The sequence below is a fragment of the Vibrio sp. L3-7 genome, assembly GCF_963898195.1.
GTDB lineage: Bacteria > Pseudomonadota > Gammaproteobacteria > Enterobacterales > Vibrionaceae > Vibrio > Vibrio echinoideorum.
On the sequence record NZ_CAWQUW010000001.1, the window covers coordinates 24,892 to 48,410 of the forward strand.

Annotated in this window: 23 protein-coding genes and 1 tRNA gene; 8 read left to right on the forward strand and 16 right to left on the reverse strand. The window is 42.8% G+C overall.

Annotated elements, in window-relative coordinates:
- Positions 1–62: 62 nt before the first annotated feature.
- Together AACW75_RS00125 and AACW75_RS00130 are read right to left on the reverse strand one after the other, a co-directional pair.
- Positions 63–139: transfer RNA gene (locus AACW75_RS00125), tRNA-Val, on the reverse strand.
- A 266-nt stretch (positions 140–405) separates the two neighbouring features.
- On the reverse strand, positions 406–1,074 hold the full coding sequence (locus tag AACW75_RS00130; protein WP_017075067.1) for a DUF2726 domain-containing protein: 669 nt from the start codon (positions 1,072–1,074) through the stop codon (positions 406–408).
- A 273-nt stretch (positions 1,075–1,347) separates the two neighbouring features.
- On the opposite strand from AACW75_RS00130, the gene AACW75_RS00135 reads away from it, so the two are divergent.
- Complete coding sequence (locus AACW75_RS00135) at positions 1,348–1,533, forward strand: hypothetical protein (protein WP_017075068.1); 186 nt, start codon at positions 1,348–1,350, stop codon at positions 1,531–1,533.
- A 153-nt stretch (positions 1,534–1,686) separates the two neighbouring features.
- Here AACW75_RS00135 and AACW75_RS00140 read toward each other — a convergent pair whose 3' ends face one another.
- The gene (locus tag AACW75_RS00140; RefSeq protein WP_145568299.1) at positions 1,687–3,651 is read right to left on the reverse strand and encodes a tetratricopeptide repeat-containing diguanylate cyclase; all 1,965 of its coding nucleotides are present in this window, start codon (positions 3,649–3,651) and stop codon (positions 1,687–1,689) included.
- Positions 3,652–3,910: 259 nt separating this feature from the next.
- Between AACW75_RS00140 and AACW75_RS00145 the strand changes: the two genes are divergently transcribed.
- Positions 3,911–5,017, forward strand: coding sequence for a M20/M25/M40 family metallo-hydrolase (locus tag AACW75_RS00145; RefSeq protein ID WP_145568298.1), 1,107 nt, complete (start codon positions 3,911–3,913; stop codon positions 5,015–5,017).
- A gap of 139 nt (positions 5,018–5,156) precedes the next feature.
- Here the strand turns inward: AACW75_RS00145 and AACW75_RS00150 are convergent, their stop codons facing one another.
- Positions 5,157–5,579, reverse strand: coding sequence for a DUF3859 domain-containing protein (locus AACW75_RS00150; RefSeq protein WP_145568297.1), 423 nt, complete (start codon positions 5,577–5,579; stop codon positions 5,157–5,159).
- 74 nt (positions 5,580–5,653) lie between these two features.
- Positions 5,654–6,022 (reverse strand): ATP-binding protein, encoded by a 369-nt coding sequence (locus AACW75_RS00155; RefSeq protein ID WP_145568296.1) that lies wholly within the window; start codon positions 6,020–6,022, stop codon positions 5,654–5,656.
- Positions 6,023–6,295: 273 nt separating this feature from the next.
- On the opposite strand from AACW75_RS00155, the gene metA reads away from it, so the two are divergent.
- Positions 6,296–7,237, forward strand: a complete 942-nt coding sequence (gene metA / locus AACW75_RS00160; protein WP_145568295.1) for a homoserine O-acetyltransferase MetA — start codon at positions 6,296–6,298, stop codon at positions 7,235–7,237.
- 221 nt (positions 7,238–7,458) lie between these two features.
- Positions 7,459–8,208 carry a type IV pilus biogenesis/stability protein PilW gene (gene pilW, locus AACW75_RS00165; RefSeq protein WP_145568294.1) on the forward strand — a complete coding sequence of 250 codons (750 nt, stop codon included), beginning with the start codon at positions 7,459–7,461 and terminating at the stop codon, positions 8,206–8,208.
- A gap of 176 nt (positions 8,209–8,384) precedes the next feature.
- Here the strand turns inward: pilW and rlmF are convergent, their stop codons facing one another.
- Both rlmF and AACW75_RS00175 read right to left on the reverse strand, forming a co-directional pair.
- Complete coding sequence (gene rlmF, locus AACW75_RS00170; protein ID WP_145568293.1) at positions 8,385–9,713, reverse strand: 23S rRNA (adenine(1618)-N(6))-methyltransferase RlmF; 1,329 nt, start codon at positions 9,711–9,713, stop codon at positions 8,385–8,387.
- A gap of 4 nt (positions 9,714–9,717) precedes the next feature.
- A complete protein-coding gene (locus tag AACW75_RS00175) occupies positions 9,718–10,215 on the reverse strand; it encodes a YgjP-like metallopeptidase domain-containing protein (RefSeq protein WP_135454796.1) in 498 nt (165 codons plus the stop codon).
- Positions 10,216–10,368: 153 nt separating this feature from the next.
- Here AACW75_RS00175 and AACW75_RS00180 point away from each other — a divergent pair, with 153 nt between their 5' ends.
- Complete coding sequence (locus tag AACW75_RS00180; RefSeq protein ID WP_004734934.1) at positions 10,369–10,605, forward strand: glutaredoxin family protein; 237 nt, start codon at positions 10,369–10,371, stop codon at positions 10,603–10,605.
- A gap of 534 nt (positions 10,606–11,139) precedes the next feature.
- Here the strand turns inward: AACW75_RS00180 and AACW75_RS00185 are convergent.
- On the reverse strand, positions 11,140–12,012 hold the full coding sequence (locus AACW75_RS00185; RefSeq protein WP_145568292.1) for a LysR family transcriptional regulator: 873 nt from the start codon (positions 12,010–12,012) through the stop codon (positions 11,140–11,142).
- 110 nt (positions 12,013–12,122) lie between these two features.
- On the opposite strand from AACW75_RS00185, the gene AACW75_RS00190 reads away from it, so the two are divergent.
- Positions 12,123–13,322: an MFS transporter gene (locus AACW75_RS00190; RefSeq protein WP_145568291.1), complete on the forward strand. Its 1,200-nt coding sequence runs from the start codon at positions 12,123–12,125 to the stop codon at positions 13,320–13,322.
- An 84-nt stretch (positions 13,323–13,406) separates the two neighbouring features.
- Positions 13,407–13,973: a DUF1415 domain-containing protein gene (locus tag AACW75_RS00195; protein WP_145568290.1), complete on the forward strand. Its 567-nt coding sequence runs from the start codon at positions 13,407–13,409 to the stop codon at positions 13,971–13,973.
- A 46-nt stretch (positions 13,974–14,019) separates the two neighbouring features.
- Here AACW75_RS00195 and AACW75_RS00200 read toward each other — a convergent pair whose 3' ends face one another.
- Complete coding sequence (locus tag AACW75_RS00200; protein ID WP_237297351.1) at positions 14,020–15,090, reverse strand: sensor domain-containing diguanylate cyclase; 1,071 nt, start codon at positions 15,088–15,090, stop codon at positions 14,020–14,022.
- A 212-nt stretch (positions 15,091–15,302) separates the two neighbouring features.
- Here AACW75_RS00200 and AACW75_RS00205 point away from each other — a divergent pair, with 212 nt between their 5' ends.
- Positions 15,303–15,878, forward strand: a complete 576-nt coding sequence (locus AACW75_RS00205) for a nucleoside triphosphate pyrophosphohydrolase family protein (protein ID WP_145568288.1) — start codon at positions 15,303–15,305, stop codon at positions 15,876–15,878.
- A gap of 140 nt (positions 15,879–16,018) precedes the next feature.
- On the opposite strand, the gene AACW75_RS00210 is transcribed toward AACW75_RS00205, so the two are convergent.
- From AACW75_RS00210 to AACW75_RS00240, 7 genes are all read right to left on the reverse strand, one after another.
- A complete protein-coding gene (locus tag AACW75_RS00210) occupies positions 16,019–16,507 on the reverse strand; it encodes a GNAT family N-acetyltransferase (RefSeq protein ID WP_017075083.1) in 489 nt (162 codons plus the stop codon).
- Between the two features lie 314 nt (positions 16,508–16,821).
- The gene (locus tag AACW75_RS00215) at positions 16,822–17,001 is read right to left on the reverse strand and encodes a hypothetical protein (protein WP_017075084.1); all 180 of its coding nucleotides are present in this window, start codon (positions 16,999–17,001) and stop codon (positions 16,822–16,824) included.
- A gap of 231 nt (positions 17,002–17,232) precedes the next feature.
- Entirely contained in the window at positions 17,233–17,334 is a 102-nt protein-coding gene (gene cydX / locus AACW75_RS00220; protein WP_145568287.1) for a cytochrome bd-I oxidase subunit CydX, read from the reverse strand.
- Between the two features lie 10 nt (positions 17,335–17,344).
- A complete protein-coding gene (gene cydB, locus AACW75_RS00225; protein WP_145568286.1) occupies positions 17,345–18,481 on the reverse strand; it encodes a cytochrome d ubiquinol oxidase subunit II in 1,137 nt (378 codons plus the stop codon).
- 12 nt (positions 18,482–18,493) lie between these two features.
- Entirely contained in the window at positions 18,494–20,080 is a 1,587-nt protein-coding gene (locus AACW75_RS00230) for a cytochrome ubiquinol oxidase subunit I (protein WP_145568285.1), read from the reverse strand.
- 157 nt (positions 20,081–20,237) lie between these two features.
- Positions 20,238–21,656 (reverse strand): aminotransferase-like domain-containing protein, encoded by a 1,419-nt coding sequence (locus AACW75_RS00235; protein ID WP_186437152.1) that lies wholly within the window; start codon positions 21,654–21,656, stop codon positions 20,238–20,240.
- Positions 21,657–21,879: 223 nt separating this feature from the next.
- Positions 21,880–23,334 (reverse strand): lytic polysaccharide monooxygenase, encoded by a 1,455-nt coding sequence (locus AACW75_RS00240; RefSeq protein ID WP_145568483.1) that lies wholly within the window; start codon positions 23,332–23,334, stop codon positions 21,880–21,882.
- Positions 23,335–23,519: the final 185 nt, after the last annotated feature.

The following is a 23,519-nucleotide window of genomic DNA, read 5'->3' on the forward strand; positions in this document are numbered from 1 at the left end:
GTGATAATCGAGGAATTACAGGCACAAAAAAGCCCACACTAGGTGGGCTTTCTTTTTGAATTTGGTGCCCGCTACTGGACTCGAACCAGTGACACCTTGCATGTCATGCAAGTACTCTAACCAACTGAGCTAAGCGGGCAATGCTTTGAAACTTAACTAACCGCTTTACTAAGTGGCTAACGCTTCAGAACGAGATGGATAATAACGAGTGAATGGGTAGCGTGCAAGGATAAATTTGCACAAAACTGTTCGTTTGCTTTTAAAAACAACAATCAGAATAAATTTTAAACACAAAGCAGATCAAAGGGTTGAGATAGATCACATTTCAAGTCAACTTTACTGTCTAGCTACATAGACATGCTTTGTGTCTTTTAAACCTCCAACTGAACTTTTTAGCTTTAGATATTAGTTTGACTCTTCTTCGCTATCGAATACTACGTTGTAGTTCTCTGTATAAGTACAGTTAGGCTGGCGGCTGCAAGTAAAAAAGCGTCGTCCTTTGTAATCACCTTGGCTAGCTAATTTGATGATCATCGGGCTACCACACTTTTTACAGAATCGAACTTCCTTTGATGGTTCAATGAGATCGATGTGTGCCGCTAACAGTCTCTTTAAACGGCTTACTTGATAACTGTGTTTTACCGATGCACCAATTAATGGCAACCCTGAAGATTTGCATACGTGAATGAGCAGCTTTTCTCGGTCAACTTTACCTTTGTTCAACTCTTTGCCATTGTCGAGCTCAATGATGACACGTGGCTCTAGTGTTCTTGGATCGCACACTACAAAATCAAAATAGCTACGAGATATCTTGTTGTTGGCAATAAACCAGTTTTTCTTAGTATTGCTTTTTGCAGGAGCAAGCACGTTCGCCATGTTCACTTTTGCAAACACCACGCCATGATTACCCACTGCGGAGATCAAGGCCGTATAAAAGGTGGCTTGCTGTACGTTGAGCAATGCCCCTTTCTTTTGGTAAGCGTGGTCTTTTGTGTCGTCATGTTTAAATACGTACTTCTGAATGAAGTAAAAGAAGACAACAAGCACCACTACAACGATAAAAATATTAGTCATGTTCCACGCAAGTAGGGAGATTAAAGTGATTGTAGCGTAAGTAGAAAAGCATCATGTGGCAAGAAAAAGAGAATCAGTTGTTAACTAGAATCACGACCTTTTCTTTGGAACTGTTTGCTAACTGCTTGATTAACGCTTTTGGATAACCGACACAGCTCTCTTATTTGAGTATTCGGTCATTATTCAGCCTTTAAATTGATGCAGATCAATTTGCGCCAGTTTGTGATCAATTAGCCTGAAAAACGTTAGGCAAATGTTAATAAGGAAATTGATATGGAACTAAAACAAGACCCAAGATGTTATACCGATGTGTGTGTAGGTGGTAAATGGTTCCACTATGACCACTGCGGAACAAAAGCCTATATGCTAAAAGGCGGTTCTTCCGCGGTGATTGAACTAGCAAGAGAACCTGCTACAGAGGGCGAACTGGTTGAAATGCTGCAAGGTGTCGCTAAATAACTCATGTAAACAAGATTGATATAGACAAACTCGACATGTCGCTAACTAAACCCCATATTTAACTCAAACTTTGATATTAGCGGTCTCAGAGTATTCCAGAAGCCATTCTTATCTCTCGAAGATCAGAATGGCTTTTTGTTTCCTTAGTAGCGATTAACTTTCAGCGATGACAACTTGGTTCCTACCCGACTCTTTCGCTTGATATAACGCATCATCCGCTGCTTTGAGGTACTTCTTGTAGGTGTCTTGGTTGAATTTCATTTGGGCAATACCAATCGACGCCCCTATCGATGTGGTGAGGTCTATAGAGCCTGAATGTGTATCAATTGGTGTTTCAGCAATGGCTAAACGAATTGCGTTCAATTGTTGTTCAGGATCGACGGATCCAGATAGCAACAGGACAAACTCCTCACCGCCCCAGCGAGCTACTACGTCATTTGGGAATAGGTGTTGATTTACTCGCCTTGCGACTTCAACTAAAACTTGGTCACCAATATCATGTCCAAAGGTGTCATTAACGCGTTTAAAGTGATCAAGATCTAGAATGACTAAACTGATACCAAACTGCGAAGTGTTAAATTGCATGGGCTGAGTTAACAACAGCTCTAGATAGCGTCGGTTGTATAAACCCGTAAGTTCACACGTTGTAGATTGAGTGAGCAGCGCTTTGTTTTTGCTTTGAATGCTGCGAAGCCTAATCGCCAGTAATACAGCACTAATACTGACCATTATAATTAATGCGACCACGATTCTGTTTCTAAGTTGTTCCTTTTGAAGCAGTAATTCGTTGAGGTCTTTTTCAGTATTAAGTAGTTCATTTTCTTTGGCGAGTGTCGCCGTTGCATAGTCTTGTTCTAATAAGAAAATGTCGCTCTGCCTTTTATCAAACAGCAGCGCTTTGTTGCCATGATAATATTGTTTGTAGTAATTGAGGGCAGTATCAAGGTCACCCTGAGACTCATAATATTCGGCCAGTGTTTTTAAGCCCAGTACCTTCCAACTTCTGCTCCCAACCACTTCAAAGATCGAAAATGCGCGTTCAAGGTCATCCAATATGGCGTCATCATGATGGAGACCAATATTCGCTAATGCGCGATTAAGATAGCACTGCCCGTTTTGAAGCGTGTACTTCTCGATATTAGGTGCTTGAAGACATTGATTAGTAACTCGTAATGCTTTGTTAAAATCACCTTCTGCTAACAACACATCACTGTATGTTCTAAGCAGTAAAATTTTGTATCGAGCACTGACTCTGTCGCTGTCGAGCGCTTTTGCTTTCTCATAAGCAATACGGCCATTCGTCACATCACCACTGCTCAAATGCGTAAATGACTCGTTGATGTAAAGAATGCCAATCGCGTCATCTTCAAGTAAGCCACTTTTAAAATAGAGCTTTTTTGCTTTCTCGATAATACGCAGGGCCTTAGGCCAGTCCTCTAAATAAATATAGAGCAGCGCCATGTTTGACATTAGCTTACTGTTATAGATGTGCGTTGGATATTGCTTGCCAAGTTGCAATCCTTTATGAAAGAAGTACTGAGCGTCTTGCAGGTCATTTCGCACATTATTGATCGCCCCTGCGGTGTTGTACGCTTTCACCAACAGCTGATCGTAGTGAATAGATTCAGCAATGCCTATCGCGGACCGAATTTCAATTTCAGCAATTGCGAGTTCGCCTTCCTTTAGGTATTCAATCGCAGATTCGACCAATGATTCTGACTTCAACCACAACATACCTTCATGCTCAGACAACGCTTTTATTTGTTCTACGTAGGCCATCACGGCGTCGGCGTCTCGTTGATGTTGAGCGACATTCGACAAAATCATAAGTCGATAAGCTTGGTATATTGCTTTGTCATTAACGCCAGTGGGCGACCGTAGTAGAACAAGCTGATGTTTTGCAACAGAGGGGTCACTGCGAGATAAACCGAGAATATGAATTAACTTTTTTCCATATTCAGTTTGAGAGAGTTCTTTTTCTGGGGTGTAGACAGAAGTGTTGTCGGCTTGAGGAGAGCTCAAGTCCACATCATTGAGCGGATACAACAAATAAAGCCCGAGTACGGCACTCATTGTTACAACGAGTAGAAACGAACCTAAAACGTTGTTTTTATTCATGTATTAAGACCGTTACAAATTGAATGACCATATCACTGCTGTTTATCTATATTAGAAACTTATTATACCCGAGCCCTACACAGATTAAAATGTTGTCATCTCGAAGAACTGAGCAAGGTTATTCTCACTAATTAGAATAATCAGGCAACTTTCTTGATTTAACTCAGATAATCATCTACCTCATTGGCGTTATAGTAATTTTCCTGTTCCTACCTCCGCGGCTTCTTTAGAACAAGCGGAAGCATAATGAGAATTAACAATGACCCAAATTAATGAACAACGTCTTGTAGAACATTTCTGCAATCTAGTGAAAATTGATAGTGAATCACGCAATGAAAAAGCCATCGCAGAAGCGCTGGCTGAGCAGCTAGGCGAACTAGGCTTTGACGTACATAGACTGGCGGTTCCTGAGGAAGTCTCTAACGGATTCAACATCTACGCTCGTCTAGATGGCACTCTTTCAGGAAGCACAGTATTCAGTTGCCACATGGACACAGTAACACCAGGTATCGGTATTGAACCAATCATCGAAGACGGCATCATCCGTTCAAAAGGCAATACGATTCTAGGCGGCGACGATAAGTCTGGTATCGCAGCTATCATGGAAGCGGTTCGCTGTATCAAAGCTGAAGGCAAAGCGCACAAAACTATTGAAATCGCGTTCACCGTATTCGAAGAAGGCGGTCTGTTCGGCTCTTTGAACTTCGATATGTCTTACATTCAATCAGAGCACGCTATCGTACTTGATACAGGTGGCCCAATTGGCACCATCGTAAACGCAGCTCCGGGTCAGCAGAAGATTGTTGCTAAGATCAAAGGCCGCCCTGCTCACGCTGGTTTAGCGCCAGAAGAAGGCATCAGCGCAATTCAAGTGGCTGCAGACGCTATCACTAAGATGAACCTACTTCGTATCGATGAAGAAACTACGGCAAACGTCGGTATTGTTCAAGGCGGTCAAGCGACCAACATCGTAATGCCGGAACTTAAAGTAGTGGCTGAAGCACGTTCTCTAAACGGCGAAAAGCTAACGGCTCAAGTTGAGCACATGATCTCTACATTCCAAGAAAGCGCGAAGCAATTCGGCGCTGAAGTAGAAATCGAATCGACTCGTGCTTACGATGCATTCGTGATTGCAGACGATCACCCGCATATTCTTTCTATCAAATCAGCGTTTGAAAAGCTTGGCGTAACGGCAAACACTAAACGCACTGGCGGCGGTAGTGATGCAAACAACTTCAATGCGAAAGGTCTAACAACGGTTAACCTATCTACAGGTATGGCGAAAGTTCACACCACCGAAGAGTACATCGCAGTGAAAGATATGGTCGCTATCACTGAGTTTGTTGTAGCTTACGTAACACAATAATCTAGTGACCGATTTGGGGGAATTAATCTCCCCTATTTGTTACAACAAAGCCGAGACATCATAACGATGCTCGGCTTTTTAGATTGTCTTAAGTTCTGTGTAATTGTCTCACCTAAAGCGTATAGCTAAGAATTTGAGCTTAAAAACCCCTACGCTTCCAGAACTGGCTTTCGTCTTTTGCGACTAAATCGAATGTTTTGTCGGCAATGATATTGCCTTTCAATTTCACAGTCATACGCCATTTGCCAAGCTTGTTCGAAACTGGCGACCAAATGGTATCTCCTAAGTAAAAATCCCAATCGTTGTTGCCTACGTACTCTTCACCCTCAAACGGTTCTAATACTTCACCTTTGTCGGTGGTAATATCTGGGTGACAGATGCAGTAACGGATCTTTTCACCTTTGGCTTTTTTGATATTCAAGATATAGCCAAACTCTACGTCGATTTCAGCATCAACAATGGTGGTGAACTCTTGGATTTTTGGTAGATCTTTAGATTTGGAATCCCACTTGGAATAGATACCGTAAGAAGTCATGTCGACCACAACAGAGCGCTTTGCCATTTCAATCGTTACCTTGAAGTTGTTCTATTAATTTAATTCTATTTGCCATTCAGCCAAGCTGGATAAGCACGAGGCTATTCTTGCCAATCTTTTGCCATGCGCTTAATCACAGACGGTTCGATGTCGTGAATACTGCCATATTGCTCTCGGCATACCTCGATGATCAATTCTGCTTTGTATTTTCTTGCAAGTTGGCGGTAAGCCTTCATTTCCCAATGCTTAATAAAGGTATTCGAAACAACAACATCTAACCCTTGCTTCAAGCCGTTTTCCGCCGTGTTTTGACACCACTCATGAGCTTGCTGTAACTGCCTAGGATCAAAATGGTAGTCACCTTGCTCATTCACGTAATACATATCCGCTTCGACATGTAATGCATCGTAGGTTTTCGCTTTTGTTGACTTGCCAGAACCGGGCAACCCTCGAATGAGTATTAACTTCATCTGTCACTTTACAGGCTAATTCGAAAACATGAGTTTATCGTAAATGCTAACCGCTTGCTCTGATAACTGCCTAGTTCTACATAACAGAACCAAGCACTTATGCATTACTCGAGTAGTCATTAAACATTATAAGACGCCCTCGACGTCGGAAGGTGGCTTCTGATAGAAAACACAAATAATTTACATCTATCCATTTTGGATATCGACAAGCGTATCAAACTACTATAGATTTAGATGTATAGACGTCTACATATCTAGCTTAGGGAGAAAGCTTTGCCTATTCGCATTCCAGACCAATTGCCAGCATCTGATGTTCTTCGTGAAGAAAACATCTTCGTGATGCCGTTATCAAGAGCATCGACACAGGAAATTCGTCCACTTCGAGTCTTGATCCTCAACCTAATGCCGAAGAAGATTGAAACTGAAACTCAATTCTTACGCCTACTATCGAACAGTCCATTGCAAGTGGATGTAGAGCTGCTGCGCATTGATGACCGACCAAGCAAAAACACACCGACTGAACACCTTGATAACTTCTACCGCCAATTTGAAATGGTCAAAGGCAGAAACTTTGATGGATTGATCATTACTGGTGCACCGCTTGGCTTGGTTCAATTTGAAGATGTTATTTACTGGGACCACCTAAAAACCATCATGGAATGGGCAAACAAGCACGTGACCTCAACCTTGTATGTGTGTTGGGCGGCTCAGGCGGGTTTGAAATTACTGTATGATTTGCCAAAGCGCACTCGTAAAGAGAAGCTTTCTGGTGTTTATAATCACGAGATTCATCACCCTTACCACCCGCTTCTGCGTGGTTTTGACGATACCTTTTTAGCACCGCACTCTCGCTACGCAGATTTCTCTCAGGAATACTTAGCCGAGCATACCGACCTTGATGTTCTTGCGACTTCTGATGTGGCTGGCGTATATCTGGCGGCGACCAAAGATAAGCGAAACGTGTTTGTAACGGGTCACCCTGAATACGAAGCTCATACGCTTCATCATGAGTACATCCGTGACTTAGGTGAAGGCATGGAACCCGTTATTCCGATCAACTACTACCCGGGCAACAACCCAGATAATAAGCCGGTTGCTAGTTGGCGTAGTCATGGCCACTTGTTGTTCTCAAACTGGTTGAACTACTGCGTTTACCAACAGACACCTTACGATTTGGATCACTTCAGCGAAGAAAACTTCACTAAAGACGATTGAGTAGTACGTCATTTAGGTAACAAATTACTTAGGTGAAAAGTCACTTAGGTAATTCACAAGAAAGCCGTGTTCAGTAGGTTACTGAAAAAACAGTAGGTTGTTGATAAAACACCAAATTGGACACGGCTTTTTTATGGTGAGTGACTCGCATTCCACAACAGATTTACCACTTCGACTAATTCGATTTCATATCATGGGGCTGTGTTCATAAGGAGCTGCACATGCCTGCCAATTCGTTATCGCCAAACCCCACATTATTATCAAGCCTTGTATTAATCCTCTCCCTTTCAATAGTGGGGTGCATTTCTGTTACAGAAGGGCCACCTAAGATTAAGAGTGATCCTATCGCGATGTCTGAGTCTCGCATTGAATTAGGTTTGGGTTACATGGGACAAGGTAATATGGTGAGAGCACGTGAAAATCTCGAACTGGCGGTCAAGCATGCACCAAGCTATTACCGAGCACGACTTTCAATGGCGCATTACTACGAACAAGTCGGTGAAGTGGATGAAGCGAGAATCACCTATCAGAAAGCGCTTCGTTTAGATTCCCAAAACGGCAACGTGCTCAATAACTACGGTACCTTTCTATGTAAACAAGGTGAATACGATCAAGCCGATAAATACTTCAATCGCGCCATTGATCAGCCCTACTATTATTTAGTATCTGCTAGTTATGAGAACGCTGGATTTTGCGCGTTTAAAGCAGGGAATGCCGATAAGGCTAAGTATTACTTCACTAGAGCCATCGACCATGATCCAAACCGAATAAGATCAGTTCTCCAACTATCAACGATTGAAGTGAATGAAGCTGACTACAACGACGCTCGACTGCGTCTATTCAAATTCCACCAGCGTTATGGTTACCAAGTTCCTTCACTTAAGATCCTAATCGAACTAGAACGCAAAGCCGGTAACAATGCAATTCAAGAAAAGTATCAAAGTAAGTTAGACGAACTGCTTTCGGCTTAGGACACTTGCACTAAAAATAACTAAATAGCCAAATAATCAAAGAACCAAATAATTAAATAGCCAAATAGCCAAATAGCCAAATAGCCAAAACAAAAACGGGCTTGTTGAATGTATCAACAAGCCCGTTCATGATTTTAGACGTGAGTTTTGAACCTGTGACTTCAGTTATGAGTTCGCTACTTCAAGTCAATCCACTGCTGACGTTGTTCGTCATCCATGAACGTCCATGCAACAAAACGGCTGACTTTTTGACCTTGTGACATTTCAACCACTTTCACTTGTTTCGCTCTCAGCTTGCCAAGTTCTGAACGGATCATATCAACGTTGTCTTTCTTAGAAATTAGCGTTGTAAACCACAAGACTTGAGTTGCGAAAAGGTGGCTCTCTTTTGCCATCTTTAAGATGAAAGCCGCTTCGCCACCCGGGCACCACAACTCCGTTTTTTGTCCACCGAAGTTCAACGTTGGCTTATCTTGCTTCGCAGACGGCTTTTTCGATTCTGGCTTGAATGATTTACCCGCTTTCTTTGCTCGGTTCGCCGCTAGATTATCTAACTTGCGTTGAGAACCTTGTTCAGCTTCTTCTTGTGAACCATGGAAAGGAGGATTACAAATAGTGACATCGTAACGCTCATTATCCTTGATCACACCTTTGAAGATGGATTCAGAATCGGCTTGTAGACGACTGCGAACCTTACCTTTGAGGTTCGCATTACTTTCTGCAATAAAGTTCGCCGCTTTCACTGAGATAGGATCCACATCCGTACCAGTACAACGCCATTTATACTCTGTCGCACCGATGATTGGGTAGATACAGTTTGCACCAACACCGATATCTAGCGCTTTAACCGAAGCATGGTTATAAGGTTCGCCTTGGCCATCGCTATTCAGAATATCTGCGACTCTGTGGATGTAATCGGCACGCCCAGGAATTGGCGGACACAAGTAGCCTGCAGGAATATCCCAATGCTTCACACCGTAATGATGAGCAAGTAAGGCTTTGTTCAAAAGCTTGACCGCCAGAGGATCGGAAAAGTTCACCGTATCTTCCCCTACAGGGTTCTTAATCAGGTGTTCTTTCAACTCAGGCAATGCCGCGACCAACAGGTCAAAATCGTATCGACCTGTGTGTTGATTTCTTGGATGCAAGCCGCCTTGAGGCTTTTCAGCCGAACGTCTTTTCTGGGCTGCGTTTTTGTTAAACGATGTTTTGTTAAACGGCGTTTTATTCGAACCCGGTTTACCATTGTTATCTTTGCCAAAAGATCGCTTCGATTTGTTGTTGCCCGCCCCTTTTGAAGCCGTATTTTTTCGGCGTTGTTCTGATGTATCTTTTGAAGAAGTACGCTTGTCGCTGCTTGGTTTACCTGTATTTTGCTTAGCATCACCTTGCTTGCTGTTACCTGGCTTACTAATGCCTTCTTTAGCTTGGTTGTCTTTTGTTTTTGCTGATGAAGTACTGTTTTTCGACAGGCTTAGCGTCGTTCTGTTTTCTGATTGGCTCATTGGGCTACTTCTTTAAATCTAAATACATCATGAATAAACGGGCATCCAACTCTAGTTGGTGATATTCCGGTTCCATGTGACAGCATAGTTGGTAAAAGGCTTTATCGTGTTCTTTCTCTTTGATGTGCGCCAGTTCGTGCACGACCAACATTCTGAGTAAAGGCTCTGGGGCATTTCGAAAAACACTCGCGATACGAATTTCATTCTTCGACTTTATCTTTCCACCATGATTCTTTGCCACATAAGTGTGAAGACCTAGTGCATTATTGATCAGGTGGATCTTTCCGTCGTAAATCACTTTGCTAATTGGCGGTGTTTTCTTCATATAGCGATTTTTTATCTCAATCGCATAGTCAAACAAGGCTTTCTCGCTTTTTATCTCGTGATTATCTGGATAGCGAGCTTCAAACCACGGCACTAACTTACCCGACTCAACTAACTGAGTCACAGGGTCGATAATGTGCTTTGGATAGCCTTGGATATATCGCAAAGAAGGATGCATGTAAAAAAACCGTACCAGTAACACCACGACAATACGTTGTGGTCTTGAAATTTGAGCCGCATAGTGTAACTGATCACACTTTTCTAATCACCTAGGATTCGTTACACTTTAGCGAGATTCACCAAGAGCTAGACTCAAAAAGAGATTGTAAAAATGAAACGTGTTGTATTGTACGTCGCAGACAAATGCCCTCACTGTAAAGATGCCCAGCGCTATTTGGACTCTAAAAAAATTGAATATCGTCTAACGAATGCAAAAATGCAGCGTGGTCGTAAAGAATTACAAGCGATGGGTGCTCGTTCTATCCCTGTGCTTAAAATCGGCGATCAAGTGATGGTCGGCTGGAACCAAAAGAACTTCGATAAGATGTATAACTCAAAGAACACATAACGTGATCTAGAGATCAGTACTCCTACACAACAAAGCCCGCATACTCTAACTAGAATATGCGGGCTTTGTTATTTCATACTCATGGTAGATGTATACCAGAAGCAAGCAACAGCATGTTGGTCATACTCACAAATCACCCTTTGACTTTCATGGTTCCATTGCAACTCGCGCATTGGTACTTCTCTTTAATGCCAAGGATTTTTTCAAAAACATTGCGATGAATTCTAACCAGCCTTTGATTTTTGCACTTACATTTCATAGCGTTACGCGGTCTGTATTGTTAATGTTTCGGTGCCGTAAATATCGGCCACTCAATGCAAATTAACAATATTGTCAGTCACACGTTTTCCTTAGATTAATATAACTGACTTCAAACTTTCAACTCAACAAAGTGTAATGCTGAGTGATTAGTTAATAGAAAATAAGGAACAGGAAACAAAGCGTTAAGTATGACCTATCTCAGTATCATCTCAGTCATAGAGCAACTACCAATTTGAATTCAATTTGATGCTAGTGAGATTACTCATGAATACCTCACACATAACGTTTTACGAAATCAATAAAGGTTCTGTCTGCCTTCGATAGATATCCTTCCTTTCTCCATGCCAAAGATAGATTCAGTTTCACCGGGTCTTTAAATGGTACACCCACCACATCCTCCTCATACTCTGTCACTAAGCTGAGTAGCGCAGTAATGGCGAACTCTCGCTTCACGATAGAAAGAATCATAGGCAGTAAATTAGTTTCGAATGCGATGGTCAGGTCTAGATTGTATTTTTTACACGTTGCATCGATAAAGTCTCGATGGAAATAACCCGACTTGAACATGATGAGTTCTTGGGCAAAAAACTCTTCAAAGGTGATTGATGGTTGCGAAGCCAATGGGTGATCTTTGCCTACAACGGCTAACATCTCCGAACTTAGTAGGTGGTCGGTTTCAAGATCATCAGGCACATTTTCATGATTAATAACGCCGATATCGAGTTCACCGTTTAATAGCATCTCCCGAATCGAAGCAGTACCAGCATCAATCAGCGTCAATTTAAGGTTTGGGTATTGGCTTTTAAATGCCATCAACACTTGCGGGAAAAAGTAGCTCCCCATCATACTCGGAGCCCCTAAACGCACCTCGCCTTTCTCCAAGCCTTTCAGTTCATTCATCGCAAGTTGGGCATCCTCGAACTGCTGAGCAATTCTCTTCGCATGTTCAAGCAACACCTTGCCCTCTTCCGTTAAAGTGACGGATTTATCTCCGCGTCGAAATAGCACCAACTCTAAAGTTTGCTCCAATTTTTTGATAGAGATACTCAAAGCAGGTTGGGCAATATGCAGCGCTTTGGCTGCTTGAGTAAAGTTACCGAACTGAGCGACGGCTAAGAAATGACGAAGAGGTTTTGATTCAAGCATGGTGATATATTTAATATATAGAGGTGATATTTTTAATATATTTCTTTAATCATCACGATACTGATAATTTGTTCACAAATAGCTTATTAACTCATACAGGCATAGCGTAAATGTTTGATAAAGGCAGCCCTCAATACAAACGAATCACCCAATCTTTGGCTATTGGTTCGTTTATTATTTTCTGCAACTTGTACCTTTTTCAACCTATCTTGCCGCATATGGCAGTTCATTTCCAAGTATCGGAAACCCAAATCAACTGGTTGTTTGCCGCAACGACTCTTGGTTTATCGATTAGCTTGGTGCCATGGGCTATCGCCTCAGAAACTTTCGGTCGAAAACCTATCATCTTGTTCAGCCTTTTTGCGATTCCTTTGATTGGGCTAAGCATGGTATTCACAACGACTCTGTTGCAACTTGTGATTGCCAGAGCATTTATGGGCATTGCTGTCGCCGCTTTTGCTGGTGTAGCGGTTGCCTATATGGTGGAAGAGTTGTCTCCGAAAGCATTCGCGGTCGCGATTGGTGGTTATATTGCAGCCAATTCGTTGGGTGGTATTTTCGGACGTGTCCTCGGGGGCTTAATCACAGACTATTTCGACTGGCATGCGACTGTGTTGTTTTTTGTGGTCGGCTCCTTAATCGGCGCTCTCTATATTGCATATAGCTTGCCTGACCAACAAAACTTCAAACCACAGAAAGGGTTGTTCTTTCACCATAACCGCTCTGTGGTTCTACATCTAAAGAATCGCACACTGTGGTTAGCAATGCTGATCGGCGGTGCTAACTTCGCACTGTTTGTTAATCTCTATTCGGTAATGGGCTTTCGATTGGTATCTGAGCCTCACTCGGTTCCGGTGGGTTTAGCGTCACTCATTTTCTTATGTTATTTAGCGGGTACGGTAAGTTCCAAGCTGTCTAACCGATGGACAAATCGATTCGATCCTTTAACTGGAATATTAATTGGTGTGTGTATCAGTTTATTGGGGATGTTGATCTCGGCAGTCGACAAAATCCCGTTCATGCTAGCAGGGTTGCTGTTGATTAGCGGCGGAGCTTTCTTCGCCCATACCCTTGCCTACTCTTGGGTGAGTCAAAAAGCACCAAGTGCTAAAGCCACGGCGACTGCGTTATACCTTGTTCACTATTATATTGGCGGAAGCTTGGGCGGGTTCTTGCTCTTGTATTGCTGGCAACTATTCGGTTGGAATGGTGTGATTGCAGGTGGTTCAATCTTCTATATCGTCATATTTACTTGGGTTTATCAGTTAAAACAGCTTCAAATGACTACGTCTAAACTCGCCGAGGCTTGAGTCAGGCCTACGAACGAATCAATTATTACTTTTGATTGGTGGCGGTTCTGATATCCTACGAAAAAATTCAATTCGGAACCTGTTATGTCGAACACTCAAAGCACAGATCTTCAAACCATCCACGACCAAATAAAACAATGGTTAGACGACGTTGTGATTGGCCTAAACCTGTGTCCCTTTGCTGCAAAACCACAACGAAATAAGCAGATTAAGATCTTTGTGAGTGAAGCAAAAACCGAAGAAATGTTACTTGAAGATATCATGACGCATTTCGTTGAGTTAGATAACACGCCAGTTGCTGAATTAGAGACGACTTTGGTGGTTGTCCCTAACATGCTGCAAGATTTTTTCGACTACAACATGTTCATTGATTGGATTGAAGCACTGATCAAGCAGGAAGATTGGGAAGGTATCTATCAAGTCGCCACCTTCCACCCAGATTACTGTTTTGGTGGTGCCGATCCAGAAGACGATGAGAACCTAACAAATCGCTCTCCTTATCCGGTTTACCATTTGATTCGCGAAGCGAGTATGGAGAAAGTGTTAAAGCACTATCCGAATCCAGAAGCGATTCCTGATACCAACATTGCAAGAGTTGAATCTTTAACACCAGCGGAACGTCGTCAATTGTTTCCTTATCTATTCAGCTAATCGCGAACCGTTAAGCATTAAGCATTAAGGACTAACAAATTTCGGCTTACAAACCGGAATGTTCTTGATGATATGGACGAGAAATAAACTGATCTCGTCCATTTTGTTTAGCAATATACAGGCACTCATCGGCAACTTTTATTAACGAGTCTAACGCCGACATTCGTTCCCCTTTGGTATCCCAAGTACTCAATTCAAAATGACACGCGCCGATTGATATGGTGACTGGCTTTCTATCCAGTGTGATTTTCTTCATCTCTTGCAAAAGAATCCTGAACTTATCTTCAACATAACTGGGTGTTCTATTTGGATACCAAAGAATAAACTCCTCGCCACCGAAACGCGCCACAAACTCGCCTTCTTGAGTGTTATGACTCAAGACATTCGCTACTTTCTTTAAAACAACATCACCCATTTGGTGGCCGTAAGTATCATTAACGACCTTAAAGAAATCAATGTCGACAACCGCTAGTGTCCCTTTACCTAAAGATCCTTTTAACTGTTCAACTTCTGCATTCAGCGTTTTGAACAAACAACGTCTATTCGGTAAGTGGGTAAGTGGATCATACAGGGCTTGGTATTCAAGTTTTTCGTTCAGTTCTTGCAGTTTACGTTCTTGCTGCCTTCTAACCAGTTCTACTTCTATCCATGAAGCCATCAACCTCATCACATCGATATCGAACTCTTTGAATTCTCTGTAATACGGTCTAGGACTTGAAAAGTTTAAGGTGCCGTAAAGCTCTTCGTTAACGAAAATAGGAATGCCAATATAGGACTCTAACCCGAAAGACTGATATGCAGGATGAGTTGCATATTTATCGTGTTTACCGCAATGTTCAATGCAGATAGGGCCGATTGATTTACACGTAATTTCACAATAGGTCGATCGATAATCGAAAATATCGCCGGTGTGCAGTTCCACGCCATCAGGGGTAATGCAGTGTTCCACTCGATAGCGGTTGCCTTCTACTTTCGACAGGATACCAATATCTAAATCAAAGCGTTCGAGTCCCATAATAAGCAGTTGAGCGATCTGACTATCGAAACCTTTTCGATAGTCATTGGTAATTTGATACAAGCGGCGTATAACAATTTCGCTTTCACTGGCTTGGTGCATAACTGGGATCCCACAGCTGCCGAATTTAATGACAACATCACTATTTGGTATATGAAGAAGAGTAAAGTGTAAAAAACCTAATAATCAATTGGTTTGTATGCAAAATACCTCATTGGTCCAATGAATAAAAGTCGACTTCTTCGACTTTGCGTTAGCACCCTATTCCTAGCTTTGATAAAATGATCCATTAACGAAACAGAATGGATAGGAAAATGAACCTTTCTCAACTAAGCCAAGAAATCTACGATCACCTTTACCGCGACATTGAAGAGTTCCGCAGCACTTTTGATCTGCCTGTTGCTGCTCCTGAAACAATGGACGAAAAAGGCGATACGTTACATACCTCTCTAGCGATAGAAGAACTAACAGAACTAGCAGAAGCAGACTCTAAAATCGAGCAAGCTGACGCTATCGTAGACAGCGTTTATGTTTTGATGGGACGTTTAGTTCACCTTGGCCAAGCTAAGGTTGAAGATAACCTAGCGATCAGCTATCTGATCGACCTGCTATTGAATGTTTGTAAAAACCGTTCAATCGGCTTCTTGCCTTGTTGGGACGAAGTACACTCAAGCAACATGAGCAAAGTATGTCGCAACGAAACTGAATACGCTGAAACAGAAGCTTTCTATGCTGAGCAAAACATCAAGCTGATGGCGGTTCAAAAAGGTGAATACATCATCGCTAAATGTGCAGAAGATTTTGTATCTGAAGGTAAGATAATTCGCCAAGGTAAAGTACTTAAATCAGTACACTACCGCCCTGCGAACCTTGAGCCTCTAACGGCTTAAGCGAGTCTTTTAGCTTTCTAAATCATTAATGTTTTAGCGAGTCAAAACAACAAACGCCACGTTACGATAACGTGGCGTTTTAATATCTATCGTTTTATTTTCTGTGTCTTCTCGTTCTTGAAAACGTCACCGTGTTACCACTATACCAGTCGCGCCATGTGATAAACCGCTACATATTCACCGTTTCTAAAGGCAAACCCTGCCGACTCCCCTTCAATAACAAAACCGAACTTCTTGTAGAGATTGATGGCTCTTTCATTGTCGGTGTACACCGTTAGTTCCATCCGTTTGATGTTGATCCAGTTATCACACAGATCGATTGCTGTCGCGAGCAGTTGACTCCCAACGCCTCTGCCTAACACATCGTCTTTAACACCCATACCGAATGAAGCTACATGTCGCCTTCTCGGGTTTACACACACTTCCATTCCTAAATTCCCAACAATCTTCTCGTCGATCAATGCAACATAAGAGTACACATTGTCAGGCATATTTGAGATTCGTTTCTGCCAGCTTTCCAGAGATGGATTTGGGAGTTGCAGCGTACCGGTATAAGCATTAGTGCATTCGTAGACTTCTTTTATTCCCTTTGCATCTGACGGTTCAGACCGTCTCACTATAATACTCATCGCAACTCCTACTATTATTCTTCACTCAATATGAAACACATCCTTCATGCGCACCTAGACACACTAACAAATAGTAAATATTTAACAATAGGTTAGCCTGAATTGTTTTTAATAGAGCTGATATGAGAATAGGCGTAGATGATCTAAAGAGGACGTTGATTTGAGGAATAAAAACGAGTTGAGCTGGAAGAAATTCGGTATAGGCACCTTAATTGTGCCCATATCTTGAAACCTGTGGCGTTGGTTTACTCTAGTTCATCATTCTTTGGTTGATCACTTCCTGATTAATTATGAACTGGCTAATCTTGATCGAGTTAATCACGCTCACATTGAACTTGCATGACTTTAAGATCGGCGGTGTTTAGTTTCTCAGCTAGTGCTGCACCTTCTTCATTACATTGCTCAAGAGTTGTAAATTGGGTATTAACTTCCATTTCTGCAGTGCTATCCGCGCCACCCATCATCAAACTTAGAATTAGTGTTAGTTCGTACATCTAGTAATCCTCTTTAGAGTAATTAAAGCGTCCATTCGAATAAGATAAAGTGACTAGAGTCAATCCTACGCACTTGAGTTGTTGAAATGAATTCTAGCGATTCGCTCAATTTGAGTCTTACCATTTTGTGCCAAACGAAAACAAATCCCTAAACTAAAAAAGACCAAAAGCCTGCGCTTCTGGTCTCTTATTCTAAATCTGACTTATCTAAGGTCATTTAGTTAATACAACTTAAGGTTCAATTTCTGAGTCGCTTTTCTCTAAGCTAACGACATTCAAAACCGCAAATGCAGAGGCTAGAAATAAGCCTAATATCCAAACAAAATACCACATGAGAAACTCCTTAATACAGTGAATGGCTATTACGTTCGACATACTCGGTATCGAGTCGTCCAAACATAGTTCGGTAGCTGAAAGCGGTGTAACACAGGATGATGGGTACCATCACAAATGCCACGCCTGTCATGATATTCAAGGTCAGTTCGCTTGAGGTGGAATCCCACAGCGTAAGGCTGTGACTCGGGTTAACGCTGGACGGGATAATGAACGGGAACATCGTAAAACCAGCCGTTAAGAGGATGCAAGCATTAGTCAGACTTGAACTAATAAAAGCAATCGCATCCCACTTTAATCTTGCACTGAGCAATGCCAATAGCGGAATGACCACGCTGCCAATCTGCGCAAACCACATCCAAGGGTAAATCTCGAAGTTGGTTAACCAAGCACCGGTTTCTGCTACCGCTTGTTTGTTTAACGGATTTGAAACTGCACTATGGTTCAACTCACTGGCAATCAAATAACCATCAATTTGGCTTATCGCTAAACCGCCAATGACCATCAGGCTAGCCACAAATACCGCAGTCACTTGCGTAACCACTCTTGCCTTTGCATAAAGCGCATCTGTGGTTTTCATCATCAGCCAAGCACTGCCTTGCAACAACGCCATCAATAACCCAACCAGACCACACAAAAGCGCGAATGGGTTAATCAAATCGATAAACGACCCATGGTAATCAACCATAAGCAAACTATTGAGCGAGAAAGGAAGTCCCTGCATCAAGTTGCCAAATGCGACACCAAATAAAATGGGAGGAAAGAAGCCTGAGAACGAGATGGCTAAGTCACACACTTTTCGCCATTGGTCGTTATCTATTTTGGCTCGATACTCAAACGCAAGAGGACGTAACCACAATGAGATAAGAGCCAAGTACATCGCCACATAAAGGCTTGAAAACGATGTCGCATAAACCAGAGGCCAAGCCGCAAACAAAGCACCACCAGCGGTAATGAGCCAAACTTGGTTGCCATCCCAATGGGGTGCGATGGAGTTAATCATGACTCGTCTTTCAGCGTTCGTTTTGCCAATAAACGGTAATAACGCCCCCACTCCCATATCAAAACCATCGGTGATCATAAAACCAATCAGCAGTACACCAATCAGAACCCACCAAATTAAACGTAATGTGTCATATTCGAACATGAGTCAGTCACCTTATTGTTGAACTTGTTGTGCCAATTTGGCTTCAAGCGATGTTGGATTTTGTTCATAGTGATAACGCCCCGTTTTTAAACTGCTTGGGCCTTTTTTAGCGACAGTGATCATCAAGTAGCTTTCAACAATAATAAATACTGTGTATAGGCTAATAATAAGCGCGAGAGACGTAAGTAGGTTTTCAACGGTTTGAGAAGAAGCCGCGACTGCAACAGGAAGAATTTCACCGACCGCCCAAGGCTGACGACCATACTCCGCAACAAACCAACCCGCTTCGATTGCCACCCAAGGTAATGGAATTGACCAAAGTGCTGCCTTCAATAACCAAGGCTTTTGAGTAATGTTTTTTCGGTAGGTTTGTAAGAAAGCCGCGCCAAAGACAAACAACATAATGAAGCCACAGCCAACCATGATTCTGAATGACCAGAACAGCGGCCACACCGTTGGGATTGAATCGTCTGCTGCTTGTTGAATTTGTTGTTCGGTAGCATCAGTGACCGTATCGGTATAACGCTTGAGTAACAGTCCATAACCGAGGTCGTGCTTAGTTTGGTCGAAGGCTTGTTCTGTTTCATCAGACGTATCGCCCGCTCGCAAACGCTCTAGCAAGTCATATGCAACAATGCCGTTGCGAATACGGACCAGGTGCTGATCGCGCAAATCGTGTAAACCCGTCACTTGTTCATCCAGAGATCGCGTTGCAATAATGCCCATCACATAAGGAATTTTCACTGCGAAATCAGTTTTGCCTTCCTCTTGGTTTGGTAATCCGAACAAAGTAAAAGCCGCAGGAGCAGGCTCGGTGTGCCATTCCGCTTCAATCGCTGCGAGTTTTACTTTTTGGACATCACCCAGTTCATAACCAGATTCATCGCCAAGTACGATTACCGAAATGATAGAAGCTATTCCGAAAGATGCCGCCACAGCGAAAGAGCGTTTTGCAAAGGCGATGTCTCGACCTTTCAGTAAGTAATATGAACTCACACCAAGAATAAACATCGAGCCACAGGTATACGCTGAGGCCACTGTATGCAGGAATTTAACTTGAGCGACAGGGTTGAGCACAACTTCCGCAAAGCTGGTCATTTCCATACGCATGGTTTGGTAATTGAACTCAGATCCAATCGGGTTTTGCATCCAACCATTGGCAACCAAAATCCACAGTGCAGAGAAGCTTGAGCCCAACGCCACCAGCCACGTCACCATAAGGTGTTGACGTTTCGATAGCTTTTCCCAACCGAAGAAGAACAGTCCGACAAAGGTGGATTCTAAAAAGAAAGCGACAAGCGCTTCAATGGCCAAAGGGGCACCAAAGATATCCCCGACATAGTGAGAATAGTAAGACCAGTTAGTGCCAAACTGGAATTCCATGGTTAAACCTGTGGTTACGCCCAAAGCAAAGTTAATACCAAACAACTTTCCCCAGAATCGAGTCATGTCCTGGTAAATTTGCTTACCAGTCAGCACATAGAGCGATTCCATGATCGCCAAAAGACAGGACATACCAATGGTTAAGGGGACAAAGAGAAAATGAAACATAGCAGTTAGCGCAAACTGCACACGCGACAATTCAACAACATCAAACATTAAAGCTCCAAACATCATAATGATGGCTTTCATATTAAGAATTGGAGCGTATTTCAGCACAGTTCTGACGAACCAAACTAGAACAGATAATCAGTTAAAAAACAGAACAGATGACTAGCAAAAAGGAACGGTGGGCGAAAACTTGGGTATCGATTATCTAAGCTTGTGATTCCATAACTTGAACTAACTTACCAAGTGTTTGAATCGCCGATGCTATTTTTTCGTCACATGCGTAGGAACAATTGAGGCGAATGTGGTGAGAGAACTTCTTATCACCACTGAAAATGATGCCCGGTGCAACAGAGATATTGTGTTCAAGGGCTTGTTCATACAATGTCTCGACGCAGATCTTCGCCGACAGTTCGATCCATACAAAATAGCCACCTTGATTCTTATGGATTAGAGCGCTCGATGGCAAACTTGTTTCTAGCAAAGCTATATGTTCCTTCTTCCTTTCATTCAAAAGTTTACGAAGTTTTTTAAGATGGTTGTCGTAGCTATAAAATGTGAGGTAATGAGACAAGCCAAGCTGAATAGGAATGCTACTGGAGAGTGTCGACAAGTGCTGCAACCGCTGAATCTTTAGTGCTTGTTTACCTGCCACTACCCAGCCGATTCGGAAGCCCGGTGATAGCGATTTGGAAAACGAACCACACAACATGATTTGTTCGCCTGTGTCGTAGGCTTTGGCGGGCAATGATGTTTGATTACCAACGTGAAGCTCTCGGTATACATCGTCTTCAATCATCGGGATCTTGTGTTGATTCACCAACTTTGCCAGTCGTTGCTTGTTGCTGTCACTCATCGAATAGCCAACTGGGTTTTGCGATTCCGTCATAAACCAGCACGCTTTGATGTCCATTGAAGCGAACACCGATTCCAACACATCTAAATCTATACCAGTTTCAGGGCCTGTTGGTATCTCAACTGCCGTCAGGTTTAACCTCTCAATGGTCTGCAACACACCATAGAACGCAGGGTACTCGATAGCGACCAAGTCACCCGGTTCCGTGCAAGATTGCAGACATAAATTTAGGGCTTCCATCGCTCCGGAGGTAATCACGATGTCATCTGGCAGTACATTTAACCCATGCATTTGGTAACGCTGGGCGATTTGCCTACGGAGTGTTTCACTGCCCGGTGGTAAATTGGTGAGCATGCTGTTGTCAGGCATTTGGCGGCTGGCATTGGCTAAACTGCGCGACAATGCTTGATGCGGAAACAAGGCTGGATCTGGAAATGCCGAGCTCAGTGGAATGATGCTGGGGTCTTTGGCTCGTTGAAGCACATCATAAAGCAGATCACTGATCTTAACCGGATACGGTTTTATGGCCTTTTGTTGTATGTGTTCTGAGGTGAATACATTTCTGCGAGGTAATACGAAATAACCAGATTTCGGCTTTGATCGAACATAACCTTGGTCTTCTAACTGCTGATACGCTTGCAGTACCGTTTCAATGCTGAGTTTATAGCGCTTACAAGCGTCTCTTATTGATGGGATCTTTTCACCACTCAACCAGATATTTTGTTCTATCTGGTTCTTGATTGTATTGGCGAGTATTTGTGATTTTTTCATCAATAAGTTCGTTCGTATTCGAAGGTGGATGAACAGATTATATTATAGGTAAAACAATGTCCTTCCCTAATAACATTCAATGCGTTGTCGTACTGCCAGCCTAGGACTTACATAAGCACTCTCTTAAAAAGAACTCCGTTGACAGCTATCTCATAAAAAATGGCATCACGCTTATAAAGAGTGATGCCATTAATTTTTCAAGGCTTAACTAATCCTATTCAAACTAGTTAGCTGGACGCCACACGCCCCACTGATCATTTTCGTAGGTCGCTTTAGGGTTTTCTCCACCCTGAACCCACCATTGTGCTTTCCACGACTGGTTTGAGTACGTTACTACTTCACCACCAAGGTAAGTTGCTGATGAATCCCACGTGCCTAGGTCTGGGTCAGGTGTCGGATCAGGATCTGGCGTTGGATCTGGGTCTGGTGTTACGCCACCGTCATCAGCAATCACTTCAAACGTGAAGGTTTCAACACTCTCGCTTTCAATAGAGCTAGCCATGAACGACAAAGTCTCGTTCACTGTAATCGCAGTCGTATCAACCACAATAGAAGCTGTGCCATTGTTTTGAATGCTTACTACGGAACCTTGAGTTTGAGTTAATGTCGCCGCTTCGCTTGTTGCAATCACAACTTTGTCGCCAGCGTTCACTACATTGTCACTCTTCACTAGCTCGTAGATGTCGCCTTTCAGTGGTTCAACACCACCGTCGCCACCATCAATCAGCGTTAACTGACCAGAAGCACGGCTATCCTTTGAGTTGAAGAAGTTACGTGAAGGATCGTTTTGGAAATACATGTAGTGCTGCATTTCAGCATGCCAGTCACCAATGAAGATCGCGCCATCCTTAAACTCTTCGTGCCAGCCATTAATTTCAGATGCCAATAGTCGAGCCCAATCGTTAACGTTTGAAGCGTCGATGACGATGTCGAAGCTACGCGCTACTTCACCATATTTGTTGATGATGTCGTACTTAACGGTGTCACCAATTTCAGGCGTACCAAACTGGTCAGAAACAAACAAGTCGCCACGAACTAGATCAGGTTGTGGTGTAGGATCTGGCGGAGGTGTAGTACCACCCGCGATAGTAATGTCTGAACAGTTGTAAAAGCCTTCGCCAGCTGCATCATCACGTTGCCAACGTACATATAGGATTGCATCACCAGAGCGGTCAGATGGAATCGTCACGTTGATACGGTATTTACCACCGCTTACAGGAACATTACCCACTTCTTGGATAAGATCTAAGTCACCCCACGCTAGGCCTTTGCTCAGGTCTGCGTTCGGCTTCGTTAGGTAGAACTCCCAAAATGAAGGATTGTGTGGCGCAGTCGCGTTGAATACATATTCAAATGTACCTGTACTTAGCTCGGTGCGAGTCCAACCAGTATGTGGTGCTCCCATGCCGCGCTTTTGCGAATCATTGGCATAACACAATGTGCCATCAGGAATCGCCGCTTTCACAGCATTTATGTTGTTGAAATCTTGAATGTTTTTCGCGTACTCGTTACGTTGAACGAACGGGTATGAACCAGAAATATCTTTTGCTTGAGCACATGCAGCGTTAGGCGGCGTACCCGACCAAACTCCGCCCTGCTCGTAACATGTGTTCTGACGTGCACTTGGAAACTCAGACCAACCATGAGCATTTGCCACTGACGGCACACTCGATAGCATAGCCATACCTACTGCTATTTTAAGAATATTATTATTTGTTGTTTTCACTTTCCCACTCTCTATTATTTTACCCTGAACACAACATCAATTGATCACTTATCAATCAAAATCGCACTTCGAGGGTTTATAGTTTTTGTTTGAAGAACAACGAAAAATATATACGTCAATTTTATCAATAACAGCGG